Here is a 22930-nt window from a genome sequence, read left to right on the forward strand (position 1 = left end):
TTCTGAAGGGGTATCATACCGCCCGAATCGTCACAAACGGTATGGTTAAATCCGTATACTGCGCGGCGTTATTATACTTTTACTTACCGGAGGCTGTATGGATCCCGATCCCACCCCTCTCTCGAAATGGAGAGACCTTTCTTTCCGGTAAGCCAGCTTTTGCTGCCTCGCCGGTGATGTGAGGCAGTAACGTCCTTTTGCGTTCCTGCTAAAAATAAAGAGTGCCATTCAGGTACGGCTTTGCCACGCCTGAAGGAAATACTGCGTCCGTCTACGGATGCGGGGGACTGCTTATGCTGAAAAATATCACCCGCCAGCTGCTTGCTCAGCTGCATCGCCATCTACCGCGTCGCCTTGTGCAACGCGATCCGCTGCCAAACGCCAAAAATATGGCTGGCGCGACGATTCCACACACGCTTACCGCACAGTGCCTGAACGCCGCCGCCATGGACGAGAACGAAGTCTGGCGCGCATATGGCGGACATCCCGAAGGGCTGAACGCCGCTGAAGTCGAAAAAACGCGCGCCGAGCACGGCGACAACACCATCCCGGCGCAAAAGCCGTCACCGTGGTGGGTGCATCTGTGGCTGTGCTATCGCAACCCGTTCAACCTGCTGCTCACCGTCCTGGCGATTGTCTCTTACGCCACGGAAGACCTGTTTGCCGCTGGCGTCATCGCGCTGATGGTATGTATCTCGACGCTGCTGAACTTCATCCAGGAATCGCGTTCCACCCGCGCGGCGGATGCGTTGAAAGCCATGGTCAGCAACACCGCCACGGTGTCGCGCGTGATCAATGATAAAGGGGAAAACGCGTGGGTCGAGCTGCCTATCGACCAGTTGGTGCGGGGCGACATTATTAAGCTGGCGGCAGGGGACATGATCCCGGCGGACCTGCGTATTGTTCAGGCGCGCGATCTGTTTGTTGCGCAGTCTTCGCTGACCGGCGAATCTTTACCGGTAGAGAAAGTGGCGCGCAGCCGTGACCCAGAGCAAACCAACCCGCTTGAGTGCGATACCCTGTGCTTTATGGGTACCACGGTGGTGAGCGGCACGGCGCAGGCTATCGTGATCGCCACGGGCGGCAACACCTGGTTCGGCCAGCTTGCCGGGCGCGTTAGCGAGCAGGAAAGCGAGCCGAACGCCTTCCAGAAAGGCATTGGCCGCGTCAGCATGTTGCTGATCCGCTTTATGATGGTGATGACGCCAATTGTGTTGCTGATCAACGGTTACACCAAAGGCGACTGGTGGGAAGCGGCGCTGTTTTCGCTCTCCGTCGCGGTAGGCTTAACCCCGGAAATGCTGCCGATGATCGTCACCTCCACGCTGGCGCGCGGGGCGGTTAAACTCTCTAAGCAAAAAGTCATCGTTAAACACCTCGACGCCATCCAGAACTTTGGCGCAATGGATATCCTGTGTACCGACAAAACCGGCACGCTGACCCAGGATAAAATCGTGCTGGAAAACCACACCGATATTTCAGGGAAAGTCAGCGAGCGCGTCCTGCACACCGCGTGGCTGAACAGCCATTACCAGACCGGCCTGAAAAACCTGCTGGATGTGGCGGTGCTGGAAGGTGTCGATGAGGAGTCTGCCCGCGCTCTCTCTACGCGCTGGCAGAAAGTGGACGAAATCCCGTTCGATTTTGAACGTCGCCGGATGTCGGTGGTGGTCAACGAGCAGGCCGATGCGCATCAGTTGATCTGCAAAGGCGCGTTGCAGGAGATACTCAATGTCTCTACTCAGGTGCGTCATAACGGCGAGATTGTGCCGCTGGACGACACCATGCTGCGCCGCATCAAACGCGTGACCGATAATCTCAACCGTCAGGGGCTGCGCGTGGTGGCGGTGGCCAGCAAATTCCTGCCTGCCCGTGAAGGTGACTATCAGCGTATCGACGAATCCGATTTGATCCTCGAAGGTTATATCGCATTCCTCGATCCGCCGAAGGAGACCACGGCTCCGGCGCTGAAGGCGCTTAAAGCCAGCGGCATCACCGTGAAAATTCTGACAGGTGACAGCGAGCTGGTAGCGGCCAAAGTGTGTCGTGAAGTGGGGCTGGAGACAGGCGAGGTGGTGACGGGCAGCGATATCGAAACGCTCTCTGACGACCAGTTGGCCGAGCTTGCGAAACACACTACGCTGTTCGCGCGCCTGACGCCGATGCACAAAGAACGCATTGTGACGCTGCTGCGTCGCGAAGGCCACGTTGTGGGCTTTATGGGTGATGGCATCAACGATGCGCCTGCGCTGCGTGCGGCGGATATTGGGATTTCCGTTGACGGTGCGGTAGATATCGCCCGGGAGGCGGCCGATATTATCCTGCTGGAAAAAAGCCTGATGGTGCTGGAGCAGGGTGTGATTGAAGGGCGTCGTACCTTCGCCAATATGCTCAAATACATCAAAATGACCGCCAGCTCCAACTTCGGTAACGTCTTCAGCGTGCTGGTGGCGAGCGCTTTCCTGCCGTTCCTACCGATGCTGCCGCTGCACCTGCTGGTTCAGAACCTGATGTACGACGTATCGCAGGTGGCGATCCCGTTTGATAACGTTGATGACGAGCAGATCCAAAAGCCGCAGCGCTGGAACCCGTCCGATCTTGGGCGCTTTATGCTGTTCTTTGGGCCGATCAGCTCGATCTTTGACATCCTGACCTTCTGCCTGATGTGGTTTGTGTTCCACGCCAACACGCCGGAACATCAAACGCTGTTCCAGTCCGGCTGGTTCGTGGTCGGCCTGCTGTCGCAAACGCTAATTGTGCATATGATCCGCACGCGCCGTATTCCGTTCATCCAGAGCCGTGCCGCCTGGCCGCTGATGCTGATGACGGTGCTGGTGATGGTGATGGGTATCGCGTTGCCGTTCTCGCCGCTGGCGAGCTATCTGCACCTGCAGGCGCTGCCGTTGAGCTACTTCCCATGGCTGGTGGCGATTCTGGCAGGCTATATGGTGCTGACGCAGATGGTGAAAGGGATCTACGCCCGTCGATATGGGTGGCAGTAAGTCACCACACCCTCACCCCGACCCTCGCCCCTTTGGGGAGAGGGTCGGGGTGAGGGGCTACGTTTCCTCCCAAATTCAACAACCTGTGATCTCCGTCGCCTGCTTCGCTTGACGACTATTTAAGCGCATGTTAACAAAATGTTTTGCCTTTATTTGGCCCGTCAGATTCAGATAAGGAACATTCATGTTGCGCTATGGTCTTCTTACCGCCGGGCTTTTGCTCGGCGCTTCTGCGCTTGCCGCGCCGGCAGGCGATCTCCCCCTGATGCCTTGGCCTGCCAAAGTCGAACGTCCTGGCACGCAGGGCGTGCTGGTGCTTAACGATAAAATTTCTGTCAGCATCACCGGGGACGATCTCGGTGATGCCGTGAATCGCCTGCGCCAGCGCATCGCGCTGCAAACGGGCTGGACGTTACAACCACAGGCCGACAAGCCTGATAATCCCACCATTCGTATCGCGATGGCTAAAAAGGTGAAGCCACAGCCGCTGCCCGACAGCGATGAAAGCTACACGCTCACCGTGGATGCTAACGGCGTAAACATCTCTGCCAATACCCGCTTTGGCGCGCTGCGGGCGATGGAAACCCTGCTCCAGCTTATTCAAAACGGCGCGGAAAATACCTCGCTGCCGTGGGTGAGTATCGAGGATGCCCCGCGCTTCCCGTGGCGCGGTTTGCTGCTGGACTCGGCTCGCCACTTCATTCCGCTTGAGGATATCAAACGCCAGATCGATGGCATGGCGGCGGCGAAGCTGAACGTTCTGCACTGGCATTTAACCGACGATCAGGGCTGGCGCTTTACCTCAAAACGTTATCCAAAACTGACGGCGCTCGCCAGCGACGGACTGTTCTACACGCCGGAGCAAATGCGTGAAGTCGTGCGCTATGCCACCGCGCGCGGCATTCGTGTGGTGCCGGAGATAGACATGCCGGGGCATGCCTCGGCGATTGCCGTGGCCTATCCCGAGCTAATGAGCGCGCCAGGCCCGTATGAAATGGAACGCCACTGGGGCGTGCTAAAACCGGTCCTGGATCCTACAAAAGAGGCAACCTATACGTTTGCTGAGGCGATGATCAGCGAACTGGCAGCGATCTTCCCCGATCCGTATCTGCACATTGGCGGCGACGAGGTGGACGACACCCAGTGGAAGGAAAGCGCCGCCATCCAGCAGTTTATGCGCACCAACAAATTAGCCGACAGCCACGCGTTGCAGGCGTACTTCAACCGCAAGCTGGAAACGATCCTCGAAAAAAACCATCGTCAGATGGTCGGCTGGGATGAGATCTACCATCCCGATCTGCCAAAAAACATCCTGATCCAGTCGTGGCAGGGGCAGGACGCGCTGGGTGAAGTGGCGAAGCACGGCTACAAGGGCATTCTCTCCACCGGTTTCTATCTCGATCAGCCCCAGAGCACCGCGTATCACTATCGCAATGAGATCGTGCCGCAGGGCCTCAACGGCGTGGATACTCTTGCCGATAACGACAGCGCGCAGAGCTGGTCCTTCACCATGCCGCGTCTGAAGGGCAAGTCGGTCGAAGGTAGCTTTACGCTGGTCAAGGGGGATTCCGGCTGGCGTGGATTTATTGATTTCAGCGGCAAATCCCGCCGGGCAGTTAATGACATTGAATGGCGTGATGACAACCAGGTGACCTTCACGGTCGATACCTGGATGGGCGAAACACGGCCTGTGGTGAACGTGACGGACGACAAGCTCAGCGGCTACTTCCTGGTGGGCAACGCCCGCTATCCCATAACGGGCGCACGTCTTGATGACGTGCCGAAAGGGACTCAGCCTGTGGTGCCGGATGCGGGTCAGCAGGCTAACCTGATGGGCGGTGAAGCCGCGCTATGGGCGGAAAACGTGGTCGCGCCGGTGCTGGATATTAAGCTCTGGCCACGTGCGTTTGCGGTCGCAGAGCGGCTGTGGTCGGCGCAGGATGTGAATGATATCGACAACATGTACACCCGTTTGCAGGCGATGGACAGCTGGACCACGGTATCGGTGGGTTTACAGCAGCACAGCCAGCAGCTGGCGTACTTTACCCGTCTGGGTAACAGTGCCGACACATTAGCGCTGCAAATCCTTGCGCAGGCCGTTGAGCCTGCGCAGTATTACACGCGTCAGCATCTTAAATTCCAGGCGGGAAATTACCATCAGTTTGAGCCGCTCAACCGTTATGCCGATGCGTTAAGCGCGGAAAGCATCACGGTGCGTCAGATGAACAAGTGGGCCGAGCGATTGATCAGCGATGCGGAAGATACGGAAAGCGCAGAAGCGCTGCGTCACGTTTTTAATCGCTGGCAGAGCAACACCAGCGACGCGCTGGCAGTAAGCGAAAACAACTACCAGTTGAAGGCGTTGAAACCGGTGATTCAGGAGGTGGATAAGCTGTCATCGATTGGACTGAGGTTGACGGATTTGGTGGCACGTCAGGGAACGCTGGATGACAAAGAGATTGCCTCGATCCAGAGCGAGCTGGATAACGCAGCGAAAATACAGGATGAAGTGGTGATTGCGGCGGTTTATCCGCTGGAAACATTACTACGCGCAACGCGGAATCCGTAGTCAATACCCCTCACCCATAGGGTGAGGGGGTCAGTCAACTCAGTTCTTAACAACCCACGCTTCTTTCCAGTGCGTACCTACGCCTGGGGAATACTGCGTTGATGTCTCGCTGTATTGCTTACAGAAACCGCTGTACGGGAAAGGCTTACATTGGTAGGTCTTACCGTTTTTTGGCTGCAATACAATGGTTCCGGCTTTATAAGACGAGATCCCATCCGGGAACGAGAATTCATAGTTTCCGGTGTTGCCCGTTGCAGAATTACCTTCCAGCATCATATCCACTACGTCCTGCGCAAACAGCGTACCGTCTTTGTTGGTGGCGTAGTATTTCAGCATATGATGACCGGCGGCAACGTCAATCAGGGTCATGGTGACATCCTGATTGGCATTGTTCATGGCCTGCTTCAAATAACCTTTTTCAGCGCCGTTGTGGTTCATGACCTGCGCTTCAAAATTCACATCGCCCGTGGTGTTAATGTGGTAGCTCACCGTGGCCTGGCCATTTTCAACTTTGCTGTACTGGACGTTAGAGACAGTGACGGCTTCGTTGACAACGGCTTTCTGTTCTTCATAAGAGATGGCTACGGATTTCAGGGTGCTGCCATTTTTCACAAAGACGCTGTTTGCGCCGTGAATCGGGCTCACTTCACCGCTTTCATCTTTTACGCCCACGCGAACGTCGCTCTGAGTGGCGTTGATTTTCTTCGCCAGATCGTAGGACCACTGATTTGCGTCGCCTTGAGCCGCAGACGAAACGGTTAGCTCGGTGCGCATCGAATCGACTTCGCCACTGGCATCAAAGAAGCGAGCAATCACTTTGTCGCCAGCGTTAATGTTGTTCCCTGAAATCTGACCGCTTAACGTTTTGATCCATTCAGAAGCTGCCGCTGGCGTTTCATCGGGCGTTGTGCCGCCGCTATTTCCGAAATCAACGTCAACAGCCTGATAGAAGCTATTAGCGGTATCGGCAATTTCCCATACGCCGTAAATCACCTGATAGCCGGTACGTTCAGGTACGTTACATTTCATGGACTGGGTCATGGCTGGCGCTTGTCCGTTTCCATTAATGGTGCAGAACGGGTTTAAATCGAATTGATCGCGGGACAGTGGTTTATTGGGGTCCCAGTTTTGTTTGGTAATGTAATAGCGCCAGTTAGCGGTTTTGTGCGGCGCGGTGTGATGCCAGACGAACTCATGCGTGCCTGCCGTCATGGGGGTTTTGGTCCACGCGTTCAGGCTCTGCTTATCCAACTGGGAGTAGTTAGCTATCCCAGCGCTGGCAAGCTGACCGTCTGGCGGCAGGCTATTGGTAGGGAACCCCGACGCACGCTCAACGCTTTGTGGTTCATAGGTCACCAGACCACAATCGATATTCTGGCCCAGCTTACACATTTCAGCGCGGCTGGCCGGGGACTGGATATAGCCATGCGCAAAGGCAGAGGTTGCCGTGGCGACGGTAACCATTACCAGCATAATTTTTGACAGTTTCATTTAACGTCCGTAATGGGGAATGATTGGGCAACAGTCTAATTACGGAGCGGAGAGAATCACTTTTTAACGCGGAGAAAATGAACCTCATTACAAGGCGAAAAATAAAAAAGGCAGCTCACGCTGCCTTTAATGTATTGAAAAGAATTAACGACGAACGGCAATCGCTTCAATTTCAATTTTCACGTCTTTAGGCAGACGAGCCACTTCAACGCAGGAGCGCGCCGGGAAGGTGGCGTTATGCTCGTTGAAGAACGCTTCGTAGGTGGCGTTCACGGTCGCGAAATCGTTCAGATCTTTCACAAACACGGTGGTTTTCACGATATCGCCCACTTTCAGGCCAGCGGATTCAACGATCGCCTGAACGTTTTCCAGAGACTGGCGCGCCTGAGCGGCAACGTCTTCTGGGACTTCACCGGTTTTTGGGTTTACCGGGATTTGACCGGAAGTGATGATCATGCTGCCAAGGTCAACGCCCTGAACGTATGGGCCGATAGCGGCTGGTGCATTTTCCGTCGCGAGTACTTTGGTCATGTTTTCTCCTGAATAACAGCAGTTAAAATGTTCACGGCCATTATAGGGAGGCCGGGATCCATTACCAACCTCGATTAGTTGGCCAGCACCACATAATGAGAAAACTCTTTTTCACAGTATTTGCATTTGAGCGCGATGTCTTTCTCGCGTTTTTTCACTGCAAAACTGGAAGATACCGGCTCGGCATGACTAATACAGTTACTGTTCGGGCAGACCAGAACGGTATCGATGCGTTCCGGTAAGTTCGGGCGTGATTTACCCACCACGTCGTAATCGTCGATGCGGTTCACCGTGGCATGCGGCGCGTACAGCGCCAGCTGGTTAACCTGCTCGTCGGTCAGGAAGGTATTCTCGATTTTGATCAGGTCCTTGCGGCCCATTTCGCCGGACGGCAGGTTCAGACCAATGGTGATGCGTTGGTCGGTTTCGGTCAGCTTGAACAGGGTCAGCAGCTTAAAGCCGATTTGCGCAGGGATGTGGTCGATCACCGTGCCACGCTTGATGGCTTCTACCTGGAGTTTATTATCGTGTGTCATGGTCATTCCCCTTACAGAGCTAAGTCGCGATTCAGAACCAGTGCCAGCAATGCCTGGCGAGCGAAAATACCGTTACCCGCCTGCTGGAAGTACCAGGCGTGCGGCGTCTTATCCACATCGGTGGCGATCTCGTCGATGCGTGGCAGCGGATGCAGCACTTTCATATTTTGACGTGCGCCTTCAAGGTCGCTGGCGCGCAGGATAAACTGTGCCTTCACGTTGGCGTACTCGGACGGGTCCAGACGCTCTTTTTGCACGCGAGTCATATACAGAATGTCCACTTCACCCATCACCTCTTCAATGCTGGCGTGCTGGCTCCACGCGATGCCTTTCTCATCGAGCATATCGAGGATGTACTGCGGCATGGCGAGCGCTGGTGGTGCGATAAAGTAGAAGCGATTACCGTTGAATTTCGCCAGCGCCTGCGCCAGCGAGTGTACGGTGCGGCCATATTTCAGGTCACCAACCATGGCGATGTGCAAGTTTTCCAGGCGGCCCTGAGTCTCCTGGATGGTGAACAGATCCAGCAGGGTTTGGGTGGGATGCTGGTTAGCCCCGTCACCGGCATTCAGGATAGGGATCCCACCCGAGAATTCGGTCGCCAGGCGCGATGCACCTTCCTGCGGATGACGCATCACAATCGCATCCACGTAGGTGCTGATCACTGAAATGGTGTCGGCCAGCGTCTCGCCTTTTTTGCCCAGCGACGTGTTGCTGCTGTCAGAGAAGCCGACCACGCTCGCGCCCAGGCGGTGCATCGAGGTTTCAAACGACAGGCGTGTGCGGGTCGATGCTTCGAAGAAACAGCTGGCGATCACTTTATGCTTCAGCAGCTCGGGCTGCGGGTTGGCCTTCAGTTTTGCCGCGGTATCCAGAACCAGCTCCAGCTCTTCGCGGCTAAGGTCGTTAATGGAAATGATGTGTTTTTGATAAAGCGGGTTCATGTTTATCTCCTGACGCCGGGCAAAAAAAAGCCCCTCATATGAGGGGCTCTGGGAATAGGGTTATCAACGGGAAGAAAAACGGCAGGCCAGCGTCTGTTTTCAGACGCGGTATGACTGTATGTCGTACACGCTTGACCATGACTTCCTCCCGGCAAATTGTCGGCGATTATACTCAGCTCCATTTTCGGATCAAGCGATTAATGCACACTTTAATCAATGCAAACGGTTCTTTATGAATATTAATGCGTTCTGAGTAAATAATTAATTTGCTTATGCACCAGCGCCGTGCGCTTCACCACGCGCGGCGCGACCCAGACAATACTGCTTCCCGCCACCACGCCTAAGATTTCGGGCAGTTGGTGATAATCCAGAATCCGCGCCACCGCGCGACCATATCCGGCGGCCGTATGGATAAGGATAAACTCGCTATTGTGCTCCACGCTGACCACCATTTCGGAGATGGAACGGGCGGCATCCGGAGCGGGGCGTAACTGCGGATTCATCGAATAAATCTTTTGGCCTTTGGCATTTCTAATTTTTATGACGCCAAGCAATTTGAGCAACCGCGACACTGTGGACTGACTGATGCTGTCGAAGCCCCGGTCCTGCAAATCGCGACGTATTTCTTCCTGGGAGAGATAACTTTTTTCAGCAATCAGGCTCTGGCATACCGTCAGTTGTAATTGTTCTTTCGGGGAGTAATCTCCGTATTCCATCATCGTTTTTCCCATATTCAATTGCCGAAATTATCGGTAGCACTGCACCGATCCGTAAGCCGGGTAAGCGCAGCGCCACCTGGCACGTTACATAAGTGCTCCGAGGCTTAACGCTGCCATGATCACCACCGTCAGAATCCCCAACAGCGGTGCCACCCATTTCAGATAGCGCACGTAAGGCACGCGAGCGATAGCTAACCCGCCCATCACCACGGCAGAAGTTGGCGTAACCAGATTCACGATCCCGGATGCCGACTGATACGCGGTCACGACCAGGTCGCGGTTGACGTTAGCGAAATCCGCGAGCGGTGCCATGATCGGCATCGTCAGAACGGCCAGGCCGGACGAAGATGGCACAAGAAATGACAGCATCACTTCCAGCCAGTACATCACGTTAATGAACGCCACCGAAGACAGCCCGGTCACCAGACCTTCCGCACTATGCAAAATCGTGTGCGTAATCATGCCCTTATCCATAATGACTACGATACCGCGCGCGATGCCGATAATCAGCGCAACGCCCAGCAAATCCCGCGCGCCGTTGATAAAGGTTGAGGTCAGCTCCTCTTCACTCATCCGCGCAATCAGGCCAACGATAATGGCGCTGGCAAGAAAGACGGCGGATATTTCAGCCATCCACCATCCAAGGACCGCCACGCCGTAGATCATCACCGCGAAGGCGAGGGCGAAAATCACCAGAATGATTTTGCGCACTGGCGTAAATTCCAGCGACTGCTCGCCTTTGTTGCCGAGGAAATGGGCGAGGTTTTCTTCTTGCTTGTCCGCCACGATCGACAGGGAAGGATCCTGGCGCACTTTGCGAGCGTAGCGCATCACCCATACCACGCAGATGACCCAGCCGATCGCCAGCAGGGCCACGCGCAGGGCGATCCCATTAGTAAACGGAATGCCCGCTGCGTTGGCGGCGATAACCGTAGCGAAGGGGTTAATGGTCGATCCGAGTGTGCCGATCCCTGCACCGAGCAGCACCGTGGAGGCGGCGACGACCGGATCGAAGCGGGCGGCGAGCATTACCGGCACCAGCAGCGTATAAAACGGCAGCGACTCTTCTGCCATACCATAAATCGTACCGCCTGCGGCAAACAGCGCCATCAGGATCGGGATCATCCACTCTTCTCGACCACGCAGCCGCGTGGTGACGCGCTCGATCCCGGCATCAATCGCACCGGTTTTGGTGACGATCCCCAGAAATCCGCCGATGATCAGAATAAATAGCGCCACGTCGATCGCACCGGCTTGCCCCGACACCGGATCGTACAGCCCGGCGATCGGCGCCATCAACACCGAGACGATCCCCTGCGGATGTGCGGCAACGTGTGCGTAAGTTCCGGCAATAGGGACTTCTTTGCCGAGCGTTTCATTCATCACCATCTGGTACTGACCGGCCGGAACAACCCAGCTCAGCGCGGCAACCACGGCAATCAGAAAAAAGAGGATGGTATAAGCGGAAGGAAACTTGAATTTGCCCATGATGTTCTCCTGAACCCCGGCGCAGCCTCAGGCCGCGCCGGGCGGTGATTAGTCGCCGAGTGTCGCCACCATGACCGCTTTAATGGTGTGCATGCGGTTTTCTGCTTCGTCAAAGACGATAGCGTTCGGTGATTCGAAGACCTCTTCCGTCACTTCCAGCCCTTTCAGGCCGTAGGCCATTTCGATTTCACGGCCCACTTTGGTGTGCTCGTTATGGAATGCTGGCAGGCAGTGCATGAACTTCACGTTCGGATTGCCGGTGGCTTTCATTACCCCGGCGTTGATCTGATATGGCGTCATCAGGCTCACGCGCTCGGCCCACGCCTCTTTCGGCTCGCCCATCGACACCCAGACGTCGGTGTAGAGGAAGTCGGTGCCATGCACGCCTTCGTTCACGTCATCCGTTAAGGTGATGCGCGCGCCGGTCTCTTTGGCGATGGCGCGGCACTGTTCAACCAGCCCGGCCTCAGGCCAGAAGGATTTGGGTGCCACCAGGCGAATATCCATGCCCATTTTTGCCGCGCCAACCATCAGCGAGTTGCCCATGTTGTTCCGCGCGTCGCCCAGATAGGCGAAGCTCAGCTCCGGCAAGGTTTTGCCTGGCGCGTGTTCCAGCATGGTCATCAGATCCGCGAGGATTTGCGTAGGGTGAAATTCGTTGGTCAGCCCGTTCCAGACGGGAACGCCTGCGAACTCGCCCAGTTCTTCGACGATCTCCTGACCGTAACCGCGATACTCGATGCCGTCATACATGCGGCCCAGCACGCGGGCGGTGTCTTTCATCGACTCTTTATGGCCAATCTGCGATCCGCTTGGACCGAGGTAGGTCACCTGTGCGCCCTGGTCAAACGCGCCCACTTCAAACGCGCAGCGGGTGCGGGTGGAGGTTTTTTCGAAGATCAGCGCGATGTTTTTGCCGACCAGAGTTTGCTTTTCGCGCCCGGCTTTTTTAGCGGCTTTGAGTTCGATAGCGAGGTCGATCAGGTACTGAATTTCTGTTGGGGTGTAGTCCAGCAGTTTAAGGAAGTTGCGGTTTTTTAGGTTGATGGTCATGTGGGAAATCCTTTTAAATTAGTGTCTAAAACCTTACCCCTCTCCCCTATGGGGAGAGGGGTAAGGGGGTTAGTTACGAATCAGCGTGCCTTTCTCCCCGGCCAGAATCTCTGCCCCGTCTTCCAGCGCGCCGATCCCGGCGATGCCGTTGCACGCTTCGACAAATTCACGGCAGGCAGCTACTTTCGGCCCCATCGAACCGGCGTCAAACTGCATGCCTCTCAGCAGTTCCGGTGTTACCTGCGCCAGCGGACGCTGGGTCGGTTTGCCCCAGTCGAGGTACACCGCGTCGGCATCGGTCAGGATCAGCAGGGCGTCGGCCTCGATCTGTCGGGCCAGCAGCGCGGCGGAAAGATCTTTATCGATAACCGCTTCAATGCCGCGATAGCCGTTGGCGTTTTCCACCACCGGTACGCCGCCACCACCGTTGCAGATCACCAGATGATCGCGCTCAATCAGGGCGGAAATGGCATCGCGCTCGACGATGCGTTTTGGCTGCGGTGACGGCACTACGCGGCGGACATATTTGCCGTCGGCCTTGAACGCCCAGCCTTTTTCCGCTCGCAGCGCACTGGCCTGTTCCTCGCTATACACCGGGCCGATGTATTTGGTCGGGTTGCTGAAAGCTGGATCTGCCGGGTCCACTTCCACCTGAGTGAGCAGCACACTCACCTCGCGTTGAGGCAGGTTGTTTTTCAGCGCTTGCTGGAGCATGTAGCCGATCATCCCCTGGCTTTCGGCACCGAGAACGTCGAGCGGATAGGGCGTAACTTTGTCGTAGGCACTGTTTTGTAGCGCCAGTAGTCCGACCTGCGGCCCGTTGCCATGCACCAGCACCACGCGCCATTGTTCGGTCAGCCCGGCGATGGTGTGGGCTGCCAGCTCAATATTCTGACGCTGGATATCCGCTTCCAGCGGTTCGCCGCGTTTGAGCAGCGCATTGCCGCCGAGGGCGACGACCAGAGTGGGTTTTCTTTCCATGATGGCTCCTTTAAATTCCGTCGCGTTCCAGTGGGCAGCTCATGCAGCGTGCGCCGCCGCGACCGCGTCCCAGCTCGTCGCCCGGAATCGGTAGCACGGTGATCCCCGCTTTGTCGTATTTCTCGTTAGTCCAGATGTTGCGCTCATAGCCAATCACCACGCCGGGGCGAATGGTCAGCACGTTGTTGGCGTCGTTCCACTGTTCACGCTCGGCTTCGAAGGCATCGCCGCCAGTGGTGATCAGGCGCACCTGATTAATGCCGAGTGCTTTCTCAATGGCGTGCAGCAGGTCTGTTTCCTGGGTGCGCAGCAGGCCGCCGCGTCCGTCCGGGGTCAGCGTCCAGCACTGGGCGTCCTTGCGCACCACTTCCGGGTAGACCGAGAAGGTATCGACGTCGATGTGGGTCATGACGGTATCGAGATGCATACAGGAGCGATGTTTAGGCAGCTCAACGGCAATCACGCGCTCGGCCTGACGATGCTTAAACAGGCTGTTGGCGAGGAATTCCACGCCTTGTGGCGTCGTGCGTTCTGACATGCCAATTAATACCGCACCGCGACCAATCACTAATACGTCACCGCCTTCTAATGTGGCGTGATCGTAATTAATATTCTCATCGCCGAAATACTTAATAAAATCACCGTCGGCAAACGCCGGGTGCCAGCGATATATGGCGCGGAGGTTATTTGTTTCGCGCTGACGGGCCGCTTTGGCCATCGGGTTAATCGACACGCCGTTATAAATCCAGCAGGAGGTGTCGCGCGTAAATAAATGGTTGGGCAACGGCTTCATAATAAAATCATTCGCCGTGTGGGTATCGACAACCATATTTTTAATAAACGCAGGGATTTCGCCGTAGGTTAATCCACCACTCAAACGCCGCGCCAGTTCACGATGCGGCATATCTGCCAGCCAGCCGCGCACGTCGTTGGCGAACGCAGGCCCGAGGCGATAATCGGAGATTTGTGTTTCCAGTAGCCAGGCTTTGGCGTCTGCAATATCAAGGGTTTGTGTGAGTAAGTCGGTCAACAGCAGGACTTCCACACCCTGCTCGCGCAGCGTGTTTGCGAAAATGTCATGCTCTTCACCCGCGCGCTCTACCGATAACACATCATCGAATAACAACTCCTGACAGTTCGACGGCGTTAAACGTTTTAGACTTAAATTTGGGCGATGCAGCATAACGCTACGCAATTGACCAATTTCAGAACCGACGTAATGCTTTTCCATAATTATTCCTTTAACTGTTTTTTCAGAATAAAAAGGGCTGTGCTATGAATCGGGATTTATTTCATAGCCCTCTAAGCTCAATTGATTTCAGGGCTCATAGTAGGCGGCTTAAAATTTGATAATGTGATATTGCTCACGCCGGATCGGCTATTAGCAGGTTTGTTTTCTATTGCATGACTCGCATCAGATAATGATTAATTAGTCATTATTGCAGTATGAATGACTAAGCATATTTGGCTGGGTATATTTGTAGTTGTTATTGATTTGTTGATTGTGATAGGCTGATACATATAGATAACATTATGAATTATATGAATAATTTAAATTGATAAGCATGAATATGCATAAATCAGAATTAACTATTGTTGTTCAAAGCTAAATTAAAAAATAACTATCCAGAATAAATGAAAATAACCGAGATGATAAAGTGTGACGGGGGCGCGGGTTTTTTATTAATATTAGTTTTATCAGTGCATTAAAAAAAGACGCTTACCTTGTCAAACCCGCTTTATGCATAACCGTTGCATAAATGCCGGAGCGCTATTAACAGGCAATTAACACATTTCCCGATAATCATGCGCTGACGCAAGTCTTGCTCAAAAAAGAGTGGTATGGCAGTAGAAATCCTCGTATAAAAGATAAAATGAAACATCGTTTTATATTGAGGGTTTAATCATGATCGTTGGCAACATCCACCACCTGCAATCCTGGCTGCCAGAAGAATTGCGTCAGGCAATCGAACACGTTAAAGCGCACGTCACCGACGCGACGACGCTCGGCAAACACGATATTGACGGCAACAACCTTTTTTACCTGGTATCCGAGGACATGACTCAGCCGTTTGCTGAACGCCGCGCCGAGTACCATGCTCGTTACCTGGACATCCAGATCGTGCTGAAAGGCCAGGAAGGAATGACCTTTAGCACCTTGCCGCACGGCACGCCGGATACCGACTGGCTGGCGGATAAAGACATTGCGTTCCTGCCGGAAGGCGAGCAGGAAAAAACCGTGGTGCTCAGCGAAGGCGATTTTGTGGTGTTCTATCCGGGTGAAGTCCATAAGCCGCTGTGCGCCGTGGGGAGTGCCGCGCAGGTCCGGAAAGTGGTTGTGAAGATGCTGGTGGGCTAATTTTTTGGCCCGGCGTGCTATGACCGCCGGGCCTGGAACGTTACCGCGTTGTTACATCATTTCGTGATCCAGTCTAAAATTTCACCTCTTCCTGCACTTTCCCGGTTTACCTCTTCCTTAATCACGTCATAGTATGAGAGTTAAATTAATGAACGCTGTTCTATAATGTAGAACAAAATGATTCAGCAAGGAGATCTCATGCAGCAGAACGTGCAGTTTTCGGGGATTATTCCGCCTGTCTCCACCATCTTCTCTGCCGATGGGCAGTTTGATAAACAGGGTACCGCCGCGCTTATAGACGACATGATTGGCGCAGGCGTAGATGGCCTGTTCTTTTTAGGCAGCGGGGGAGAGTTCTCGCAGCTAAACGCCGAAGAGCGTAAAGCGATCGCCCGTTTTGCTATTGATCACGTGGATCGTCGTGTGCCGGTCTTGATTGGCACTGGCGGCACCAACGCCCGGGAAACCATCGAACTCAGCCAGCATGCCCAGCAAGCCGGGGCGGACGGGATCGTTGTCATTAACCCGTACTACTGGAAAGTGTCCGAACAAAACCTGATTCACTATTTCCAGCAGGTGGCCGACAGCGTGAAGCTGCCGGTGATCCTGTATAACTTCCCCGCACTTACCGGCCAGGACCTGACGCCGACGCTGGTGAAAACGCTGGCGGATTCTCGCCGCAATATCGTGGGTATCAAAGACACCATCGATTCCGTAGCCCATCTGCGCAGTATGATCCTGACGGTGAAATCAGCACATCCGCACTTCACCGTGCTGTGCGGTTACGACGATCATCTGTTTAATACTTTGCTGTTAGGGGGCGATGGCGCGATTTCAGCCAGCGGCAATTTTGCCCCGCAGGTATCGGTAAAATTGCGCCAGGCGTTTCGCGATGGCGATTTGGCTCAGGCTGCACATTATCACCAGACCCTGCTGCAAATCCCGCAGATGTATCAACTGGATACGCCGTTTGTGAACGTCATTAAAGAAGCGATTGTGCTGTGCGGACGACCGATTTCCACGCACGTGTTGCCGCCTGCCGGGCCGCTGGATGAGGCTCGCAAAACGCAGCTTAAATCGCTGTTACAACAGCTCAAGCTCTGCTGAGGCGCACGAATACGATGCCAATAGAAACGATTTTTACGCCGCAGAGCGATGCTTTTTATTCCGTCACCACCCATGCGGCCGGGCCACAGGGCGCGCTGCCGCTGACCCCGCAAATGCTGATGGAGTCGCCAAGCGGCAATCTTTTTGGCATGACGCAAAATGCAGGTATGGGCTGGGATGCGAATAAACTCACCGGGAAAGAGGTGCTGATTATTGGCACTCAGGGTGGGATCCGTGCAGGAGATGGCCGCCCGATCGCGCTGGGCTACCACACGGGACACTGGGAGATTGGCCTGCAAATGCAGGCGGCGGCGAAAGAGATTACTCGCCACGGTGGGATCCCGTTTGCCGCGTTTGTCAGCGATCCCTGCGATGGTCGTTCTCAGGGAACGCACGGAATGTTTGATTCTCTGCCGTATCGCAACGATGCGGCTATCGTGTTTCGACGTCTTATTCGTTCCCTGCCGACACGCCGCGCTGTGATTGGCGTTGCCACCTGCGACAAAGGCCTGCCAGCTACCATGATCGCGCTGGCATCCATGCATCATTTGCCGGCGATTCTGGTACCGGGTGGTGCCACGCTGCCACCCACTTTTGGTGAAGATGCCGGAAAAGTGCAAACCATCGGGGCGCGCTATGCCAATGACGAGCTTTCTTTGCAAGAGGCCGCCGAGCTGGGTTGTCGCGCCTGCGCCTCGCCGGGTGGTGGCTGCCAGTTCCTGGGAACGGCGGGAACGGCGCAGGTGGTGGCAGAGGCGCTGGGTCTGGCGCTGCCGCATTCGGCGCTGGCTCCGTCAGGGCAGGATGTCTGGCTGGAGATCTCGCGGCAATCTGCGCGGGCGGTCATCGAACTGGATAACCGCGGCATTACCACGCGCGATATCCTGACGGACAAAGCCATTGAAAACGCGATGGTGATCCACGCCGCGTTTGGTGGTTCCACCAATTTACTGCTGCATATTCCGGCTATCGCGCATGCAGCGGGCTGCACGTTGCCTGACGTTGAGCACTGGACGCGTATCAATCGTAAGGTGCCACGGCTGGTCAGCGTGTTGCCAAACGGACCGGATTATCACCCGACGGTGCGTGCCTTCCTGGCGGGCGGTGTGCCAGAGGTGATGCTCCATCTGCGCGAGCTCGGTTTGCTGCATGAAGATGCCATGACCGTCACCGGGCAGACGGTGGGGGAAAATCTTGACTGGTGGCAGGTATCGGAGCGTCGTGCGCGATTCCGCCAGTGCCTGCGCGATCAGGACGGTGTCGATCCGGATGATGTGATCCTGCCGCCGGAACGTGCCAAAGCCAGAGGGTTAACCTCGACGGTGGCTTTCCCGGTTGGCAATATCGCGCCAGAAGGCTCGGTGATCAAAGCCACGGCAATCGATCCGTCGGTGGTCAGTGAGGATGGTGTGTATCGGCATACTGGCCGGGCACGGGTGTTTGTTTCTGAAGCCCGCGCGATTAAGGCAATCAAAAACGGTGAGATTGAACAGGGCGACATTATGGTGGTGATCGGTGGCGGGCCGTCTGGTACCGGCATGGAAGAGACCTATCAGCTGACGTCGGCCTTAAAGCATGTGTCGTGGGGAAAATCAGTATCGCTCATCACCGACGCGCGTTTCTCCGGCGTGTCTACCGGCGCATGTTTCGGCCACGTAGCGCCAGAAGCGCTGGCCGGAGGGCCGATTGGCAAGCTTCGCGATGATGACATCATCGAGATTGTTGTTGACCGTCTCTCCCTGACCGGCAGCGTGAACTTTATCGGCACGCGACATGCGCCGCTGACGCCTGACGAGGGCGCAGCGGAACTGGCGCTTCGTCAGCCGCATCCGGAACTGCACGCTCATGATTTTTTGCCCGACGACACCCGCCTGTGGGCGGCATTACAGTCGGTGAGTGGAGGCACCTGGAAAGGGTGTATTTACGACACGGATAAAATTATCGAGGTTATTAACGCCGGTAAAAAAGCGCTCGGACTGTAATTATTAAAATATTAAATCGTCTGCGTAAATTATTTCGCGGACGATTTTTCTACGCCCGTAATATAGCGATTAATGGAAATTATTATTTTCATAACTCATTAAAATAAAACATAAAAATATTTTTCATTTTCATGTTTATAACGACATTTATCACAAAAGCAAAATATCATAATTCATAAACAAGAAATGACCATTGCCGATAAAACGATCATCTCATTACACTTTATTAACACGAAAATGTGAAATCAGCACACGAAAAAAGGGTGTATTCCTGACGATGCACCAGGTGAAGTATTGGCCTGGACCAGGTCCCTGACGTTTGCACTGTTCCACTCTCTGCGTTGGGGGTCAAAATGCAATTAACCATGAAAGATAAGATTGGCTACGGGCTGGGTGATACCGCCTGCGGCTTCGTCTGGCAGGCGACGATGTTCCTGCTCGCCTATTTCTATACCGATGTCTTTGGCTTATCCGCAGGCATCATGGGCACGCTGTTCCTGGTGTCGCGCGTGCTGGATGCGGTCACCGATCCGTTAATGGGGCTGTTAGTCGACCGCACCCGCACGCGTCACGGACAATTCCGCCCGTTCCTGCTGTGGGGGGCTATTCCATTTGGCATCGTGTGTATGCTCACCTTCTACACGCCGGATTTTTCTGCGCAGGGCAAAATCATCTACGCCTGCGTGACCTACATTCTACTGACGCTGGTCTACACCTTCGTTAACGTGCCCTATTGCGCCATGCCAGGTGTGATCACCGCCGATCCTAAAGAGCGTCATGCCCTTCAGTCCTGGCGCTTTTTCCTGGCAGCGGCAGGATCGCTGGCAATAAGCGGAGTGGCTCTGCCGCTGGTGGGTATCATTGGTAAAGGTAACGAACAGTTGGGCTACTTTGGCGCGATGTGCGTGCTGGGGGTGAGTGGCGTGGTGTTGCTGTATGTTTGTTTCTTTACGACCAAAGAGCGCTATACCTTTGAGGTTCAGCCGGGTTCATCGGTATCGAAAGATCTCAAGCTGCTGTTCGGTAATACCCAATGGCGCATCATGTGCGCGTTCAAAATGATGGCGACCTGTTCCAACGTGGTGCGCGGTGGGGCCACGCTCTATTTCGTTAAATACGTGATGGATCATCCTGAAATGGCGACGCAGTTCCTGCTCTACGGCAGCATTGCCACCATGTTTGGATCGCTTTGCTCCTCCCGACTGTTGGGCCGCTTTGACCGCGTGAAGGCGTTTAAGTGGATTATCGTGGCTTATTCGCTGATTAGCCTGCTGATTTTCTTCACCCCGGCCGAAAATATCGCCCTGATTTTTGCCCTCAACATCGTGTTCCTCTTCGTCTTTAACACCACCACGCCGCTGCAATGGCTGATGGCCTCCGACGTGGTCGACTACGAAGAGAGTCGCAGTGGACGCCGCCTGGACGGGCTGGTGTTTTCGACCTATCTCTTCAGCCTGAAAATTGGCCTGGCGATTGGTGGCGCGGTGGTGGGCTGGATTCTGGCATGGGTGAACTACTCTGCCAGCAGTAGCGTGCAGCCGGTTGAAGTCTTAAGCATCATCAAGATTCTGTTCTGTGTGGTGCCGGTGGTGCTCTATGTCGGCATGTTCATCATGCTCTCACTGTATAAGCTGTCCGATGCGCGCGTGGAAGCGATAAGCCAGCAGTTGATCAAGCATCGCGCGGCGCAGGGCGAGGATATTCCCGCTGCGGCGACGGCGGCATCTCATTAAGAAGGAGGCAATATGTACACTCTGAACAACCCGATTCTGACCGGATTTAACCCGGACCCTTCGATGTGCCGTCAGGGCGAAGATTACTACATCGCTACGTCCACCTTTGAGTGGTTTCCGGGCGTGCGCATTTATCACTCCCGCGATTTGAAAAACTGGTCGCTGGTGAGTACGCCGCTGGATCGGGTATCGATGTTGGATATGAAAGGCAATCCGGACTCTGGCGGTATCTGGGCACCGTGCCTGAGCTTCGCTGACGGGCAGTTCTGGCTGCTCTACACCGACGTCAAAATTGTCGATTCGCCGTGGAAAAATGGCCGCAACTTTTTAGTGACCGCACCGTCAATTGAAGGCCCGTGGAGCGAGCCGATTCCGATGGGCAATGGCGGGTTCGATCCGTCGCTGTTCCACGACGATGATGGCCGCAAATATTATATTTATCGTCCGTGGGGACCGCGGCACCACAGCAATCCGCACAATACCATCGTCATGCAGGAGTACTTCCCGCAGACGCAGCGGCTCTCGCCGGAACGTAAAACCCTCTTTACCGGTACGCCGCTGTGCTACACCGAAGGGGCGCATATTTATCGCAAAGACGGCTGGTACTATATGCTGGTGGCGGAGGGCGGCACCAGCTATGAACACGCTGTGGTCGTGCTGCGGGCAAAAACGCTGGAAGGCCCATATGAACTGCACCCTGACGTGACGATGATGACCAGCTGGCATCTGCCTGAAAATCCACTGCAAAAGAGCGGGCATGGGTCATTGCTGGAAACGCACACCGGCGAATGGTACATGGCGTATCTCACCAGCCGCCCGCAGCGTTTGCCCGGTATTCCACTGCTCGCCTCCGGCGGGCGTGGCTACTGCTCGTTAGGACGCGAAACCGGCATTGCGCGCATCATCTGGCGCGACGGATGGCCCTATGTTGAAGGCGGCAAGCATGCGCAGTTGACCGTACCGGGCCCGCAAATGACGCAGAGTCTTACCGTCCCGCAACCCAACTGGCGTGACGACTTTAACGCCGACACGCTCGACCCTGAACTCCAGACGTTGCGCATTCCTTTTGACAGCACTCTCGGCTCCCTGAGCGCGCGGCCCGGTTTTTTGCGCCTGCACGGCAACGATTCGCTTAACTCGACGTTTACGCAGTCTACCGTGGCGCGGCGCTGGCAACATTTTGCCTTCCGCGCGGAAACGCGTATGGAGTTTGCTCCGCAACACTTCCAGCAGAGCGCGGGGATAACCTGCTACTACAACACTAAAAACTGGAGTTACTGTTTTGTTGATTACGAGGAAGGACAGGGGCGAACGCTAAAGGTGATCCAGCTAGACCATAACGTTCCGTCGTGGCCGCTTCACGAGCAGCCCATTCCCGTTCCGGATGATGCACAAAGCGTGTGGCTTCGCGTGGATGTCGATCGACTGGTCTATCGCTACAGCTACTCGTTTGATGGTGAGCACTGGCAAACTGTGCCTGTCACTTACGAGGCGTGGAAATTGTCAGATGATTATATTGGCGGGCGCGGGTTCTTTACCGGGGCGTTTGTGGGCCTCCACTGCGAGGACATCAGCGGTGACGGCTGCTACGCTGATTTTGATTACTTCAGCTACGAGCCGGTAGAAGAGTAACGCCTCAGGCCGGGTAGCCCAGCGCTCTTGAGAGCTGAAGCCCGGCCTCTTCCAGTTGAAGCCGAAAACGAGTCAGTTCGTCATCGTCCACACGGGAGGTGAGCGTTGACAGGCTTAGGGCGGCAATGACACGAGATTCATGATTCCACACCGGCACTGACACGCAGCGCACGCCTTGTTCGTTCTCTTCGCTATCTAGCGCGTAACCTTGTGCGCGCGTTTGCGCCAGCGCAGCCAGCAGATCCTGGCGTGAGGTAATGGTCGCGGGAGTGAACGTGGTGTACTGATACCCCTTAAGCAGCGGGTTTAATTCTGCGTCATCCAGCCAGGCGATCAGCACCTTACCGATAGCGGTAGCATGCACTGGCAGACGGCGGCCAATGCGTGAATAGGCAATCGCGGCGAGCTTCCCTTCGATCTTCTCGATGTAAACGCCTTCCCGTCCGTCAAGAATACCCAGATGGGTGGTTTGCCCGGTATCGCGGGATAGCGCGGTCAGCCAGCTTTTGGCCTTCTGGCGAATGTCTATCGAGCCCACCACAAAATGGCCGCGTTCGACCAGCTTCATGCCGAGGCGATATTTACCGTTTTCTGGGTTCTGATCGATATAGCCGTGAAGCTGTAGCGTTTTGAGGAGTGAATGGAGGGTACTTTTACTCAGCCCCATCAGTTTGCTGATGTCGGTGATCTTAAGCTCCGTGGCCTGCTCGTTAAACAGGTCCAGGATCTGCAATGCACGTTCAACAGACTGAATGATAGGCATAATGGCGGTTTGTCCACGCTGAAGTTAAGGCGAAAACGTA

The 22930-nt window shown here is 55.1% G+C and carries 18 protein-coding genes and 1 pseudogene; 8 read left to right on the top strand and 11 right to left on the bottom strand.

Annotated features, from left to right (window positions below; translation table 11 throughout):
- Nucleotides 1-293: 293 nt before the first annotated feature.
- Complete coding sequence (mgtA, locus tag AC6EMZ_RS12885; RefSeq protein ID WP_498402923.1) at nt 294-3002, top strand: magnesium-translocating P-type ATPase; 2709 nt, start codon at nt 294-296, stop codon at nt 3000-3002.
- 184 nt (nt 3003-3186) lie between these two features.
- Nucleotides 3187-5571: a beta-N-acetylhexosaminidase gene (locus tag AC6EMZ_RS12890; RefSeq protein WP_498402924.1), complete on the top strand. Its 2385-nt coding sequence runs from the start codon at nt 3187-3189 to the stop codon at nt 5569-5571.
- 39 nt (nt 5572-5610) lie between these two features.
- Here AC6EMZ_RS12890 and gbpA read toward each other — a convergent pair whose 3' ends face one another.
- The 5 genes from gbpA to AC6EMZ_RS12915 form a co-directional block, all read right to left on the bottom strand.
- Nucleotides 5611-7062, bottom strand: a complete 1452-nt coding sequence (gene gbpA, locus AC6EMZ_RS12895; RefSeq protein ID WP_498402925.1) for an N-acetylglucosamine-binding protein GbpA — start codon at nt 7060-7062, stop codon at nt 5611-5613.
- Nucleotides 7063-7206: 144 nt separating this feature from the next.
- Nucleotides 7207-7593, bottom strand: a complete 387-nt coding sequence (ridA, locus tag AC6EMZ_RS12900; protein ID WP_498402926.1) for a 2-iminobutanoate/2-iminopropanoate deaminase — start codon at nt 7591-7593, stop codon at nt 7207-7209.
- Between the two features lie 74 nt (nt 7594-7667).
- A complete protein-coding gene (pyrI, locus tag AC6EMZ_RS12905) occupies nt 7668-8129 on the bottom strand; it encodes an aspartate carbamoyltransferase regulatory subunit (protein ID WP_498402927.1) in 462 nt (153 codons plus the stop codon).
- A gap of 11 nt (nt 8130-8140) precedes the next feature.
- On the bottom strand, nt 8141-9073 hold the full coding sequence (gene pyrB, locus AC6EMZ_RS12910) for an aspartate carbamoyltransferase (RefSeq protein ID WP_498402928.1): 933 nt from the start codon (nt 9071-9073) through the stop codon (nt 8141-8143).
- A 34-nt stretch (nt 9074-9107) separates the two neighbouring features.
- Nucleotides 9108-9212 carry a pyrBI operon leader peptide gene (locus AC6EMZ_RS12915; protein WP_095280562.1) on the bottom strand — a complete coding sequence of 35 codons (105 nt, stop codon included), beginning with the start codon at nt 9210-9212 and terminating at the stop codon, nt 9108-9110.
- Here AC6EMZ_RS12915 and AC6EMZ_RS12920 point away from each other — a divergent pair.
- Nucleotides 9192-9309, top strand: a pseudogene (locus tag AC6EMZ_RS12920) (hypothetical protein). The gene AC6EMZ_RS12915 and the pseudogene AC6EMZ_RS12920 sit on opposite strands and share 21 nt — an antisense overlap.
- A gap of 3 nt (nt 9310-9312) precedes the next feature.
- Here the strand turns inward: AC6EMZ_RS12920 and AC6EMZ_RS12925 are convergent.
- The 5 genes from AC6EMZ_RS12925 to arcA form a co-directional block, all read right to left on the bottom strand.
- Nucleotides 9313-9792, bottom strand: a complete 480-nt coding sequence (locus AC6EMZ_RS12925; RefSeq protein WP_498403266.1) for an arginine repressor — start codon at nt 9790-9792, stop codon at nt 9313-9315.
- A gap of 84 nt (nt 9793-9876) precedes the next feature.
- Nucleotides 9877-11280, bottom strand: a complete 1404-nt coding sequence (locus AC6EMZ_RS12930) for a YfcC family protein (protein WP_498402929.1) — start codon at nt 11278-11280, stop codon at nt 9877-9879.
- 48 nt (nt 11281-11328) lie between these two features.
- Nucleotides 11329-12333, bottom strand: coding sequence for an ornithine carbamoyltransferase (gene argF / locus AC6EMZ_RS12935; RefSeq protein ID WP_498402930.1), 1005 nt, complete (start codon nt 12331-12333; stop codon nt 11329-11331).
- A gap of 69 nt (nt 12334-12402) precedes the next feature.
- Nucleotides 12403-13314, bottom strand: coding sequence for a carbamate kinase (locus AC6EMZ_RS12940; RefSeq protein WP_498402932.1), 912 nt, complete (start codon nt 13312-13314; stop codon nt 12403-12405).
- 10 nt (nt 13315-13324) lie between these two features.
- Entirely contained in the window at nt 13325-14545 is a 1221-nt protein-coding gene (gene arcA, locus AC6EMZ_RS12945; protein ID WP_498402933.1) for an arginine deiminase, read from the bottom strand.
- 675 nt (nt 14546-15220) lie between these two features.
- Here arcA and AC6EMZ_RS12950 point away from each other — a divergent pair.
- The 5 genes from AC6EMZ_RS12950 to AC6EMZ_RS12970 all read left to right on the top strand — a co-directional run bounded on the left by AC6EMZ_RS12950 (nt 15221) and on the right by AC6EMZ_RS12970 (nt 22127).
- Nucleotides 15221-15673, top strand: a complete 453-nt coding sequence (locus tag AC6EMZ_RS12950; protein ID WP_498402934.1) for a YhcH/YjgK/YiaL family protein — start codon at nt 15221-15223, stop codon at nt 15671-15673.
- Nucleotides 15674-15871: 198 nt separating this feature from the next.
- Nucleotides 15872-16780 carry a dihydrodipicolinate synthase family protein gene (locus AC6EMZ_RS12955; protein ID WP_498402935.1) on the top strand — a complete coding sequence of 303 codons (909 nt, stop codon included), beginning with the start codon at nt 15872-15874 and terminating at the stop codon, nt 16778-16780.
- A gap of 14 nt (nt 16781-16794) precedes the next feature.
- The gene (locus AC6EMZ_RS12960) at nt 16795-18762 is read left to right on the top strand and encodes a YjhG/YagF family D-xylonate dehydratase (protein ID WP_498402936.1); all 1968 of its coding nucleotides are present in this window, start codon (nt 16795-16797) and stop codon (nt 18760-18762) included.
- A 353-nt stretch (nt 18763-19115) separates the two neighbouring features.
- Complete coding sequence (locus AC6EMZ_RS12965) at nt 19116-20495, top strand: MFS transporter (protein WP_498402937.1); 1380 nt, start codon at nt 19116-19118, stop codon at nt 20493-20495.
- A 12-nt stretch (nt 20496-20507) separates the two neighbouring features.
- A complete protein-coding gene (locus AC6EMZ_RS12970; RefSeq protein ID WP_498402938.1) occupies nt 20508-22127 on the top strand; it encodes a glycoside hydrolase family 43 protein in 1620 nt (539 codons plus the stop codon).
- A gap of 4 nt (nt 22128-22131) precedes the next feature.
- On the opposite strand, the gene AC6EMZ_RS12975 is transcribed toward AC6EMZ_RS12970, so the two are convergent.
- Nucleotides 22132-22890 (bottom strand): IclR family transcriptional regulator, encoded by a 759-nt coding sequence (locus tag AC6EMZ_RS12975; RefSeq protein ID WP_498402939.1) that lies wholly within the window; start codon nt 22888-22890, stop codon nt 22132-22134.
- Between the last annotated feature and the right edge of the window lie 40 nt (nt 22891-22930).

This window comes from Enterobacter sp. SCRI0065 (assembly GCF_059766475.1).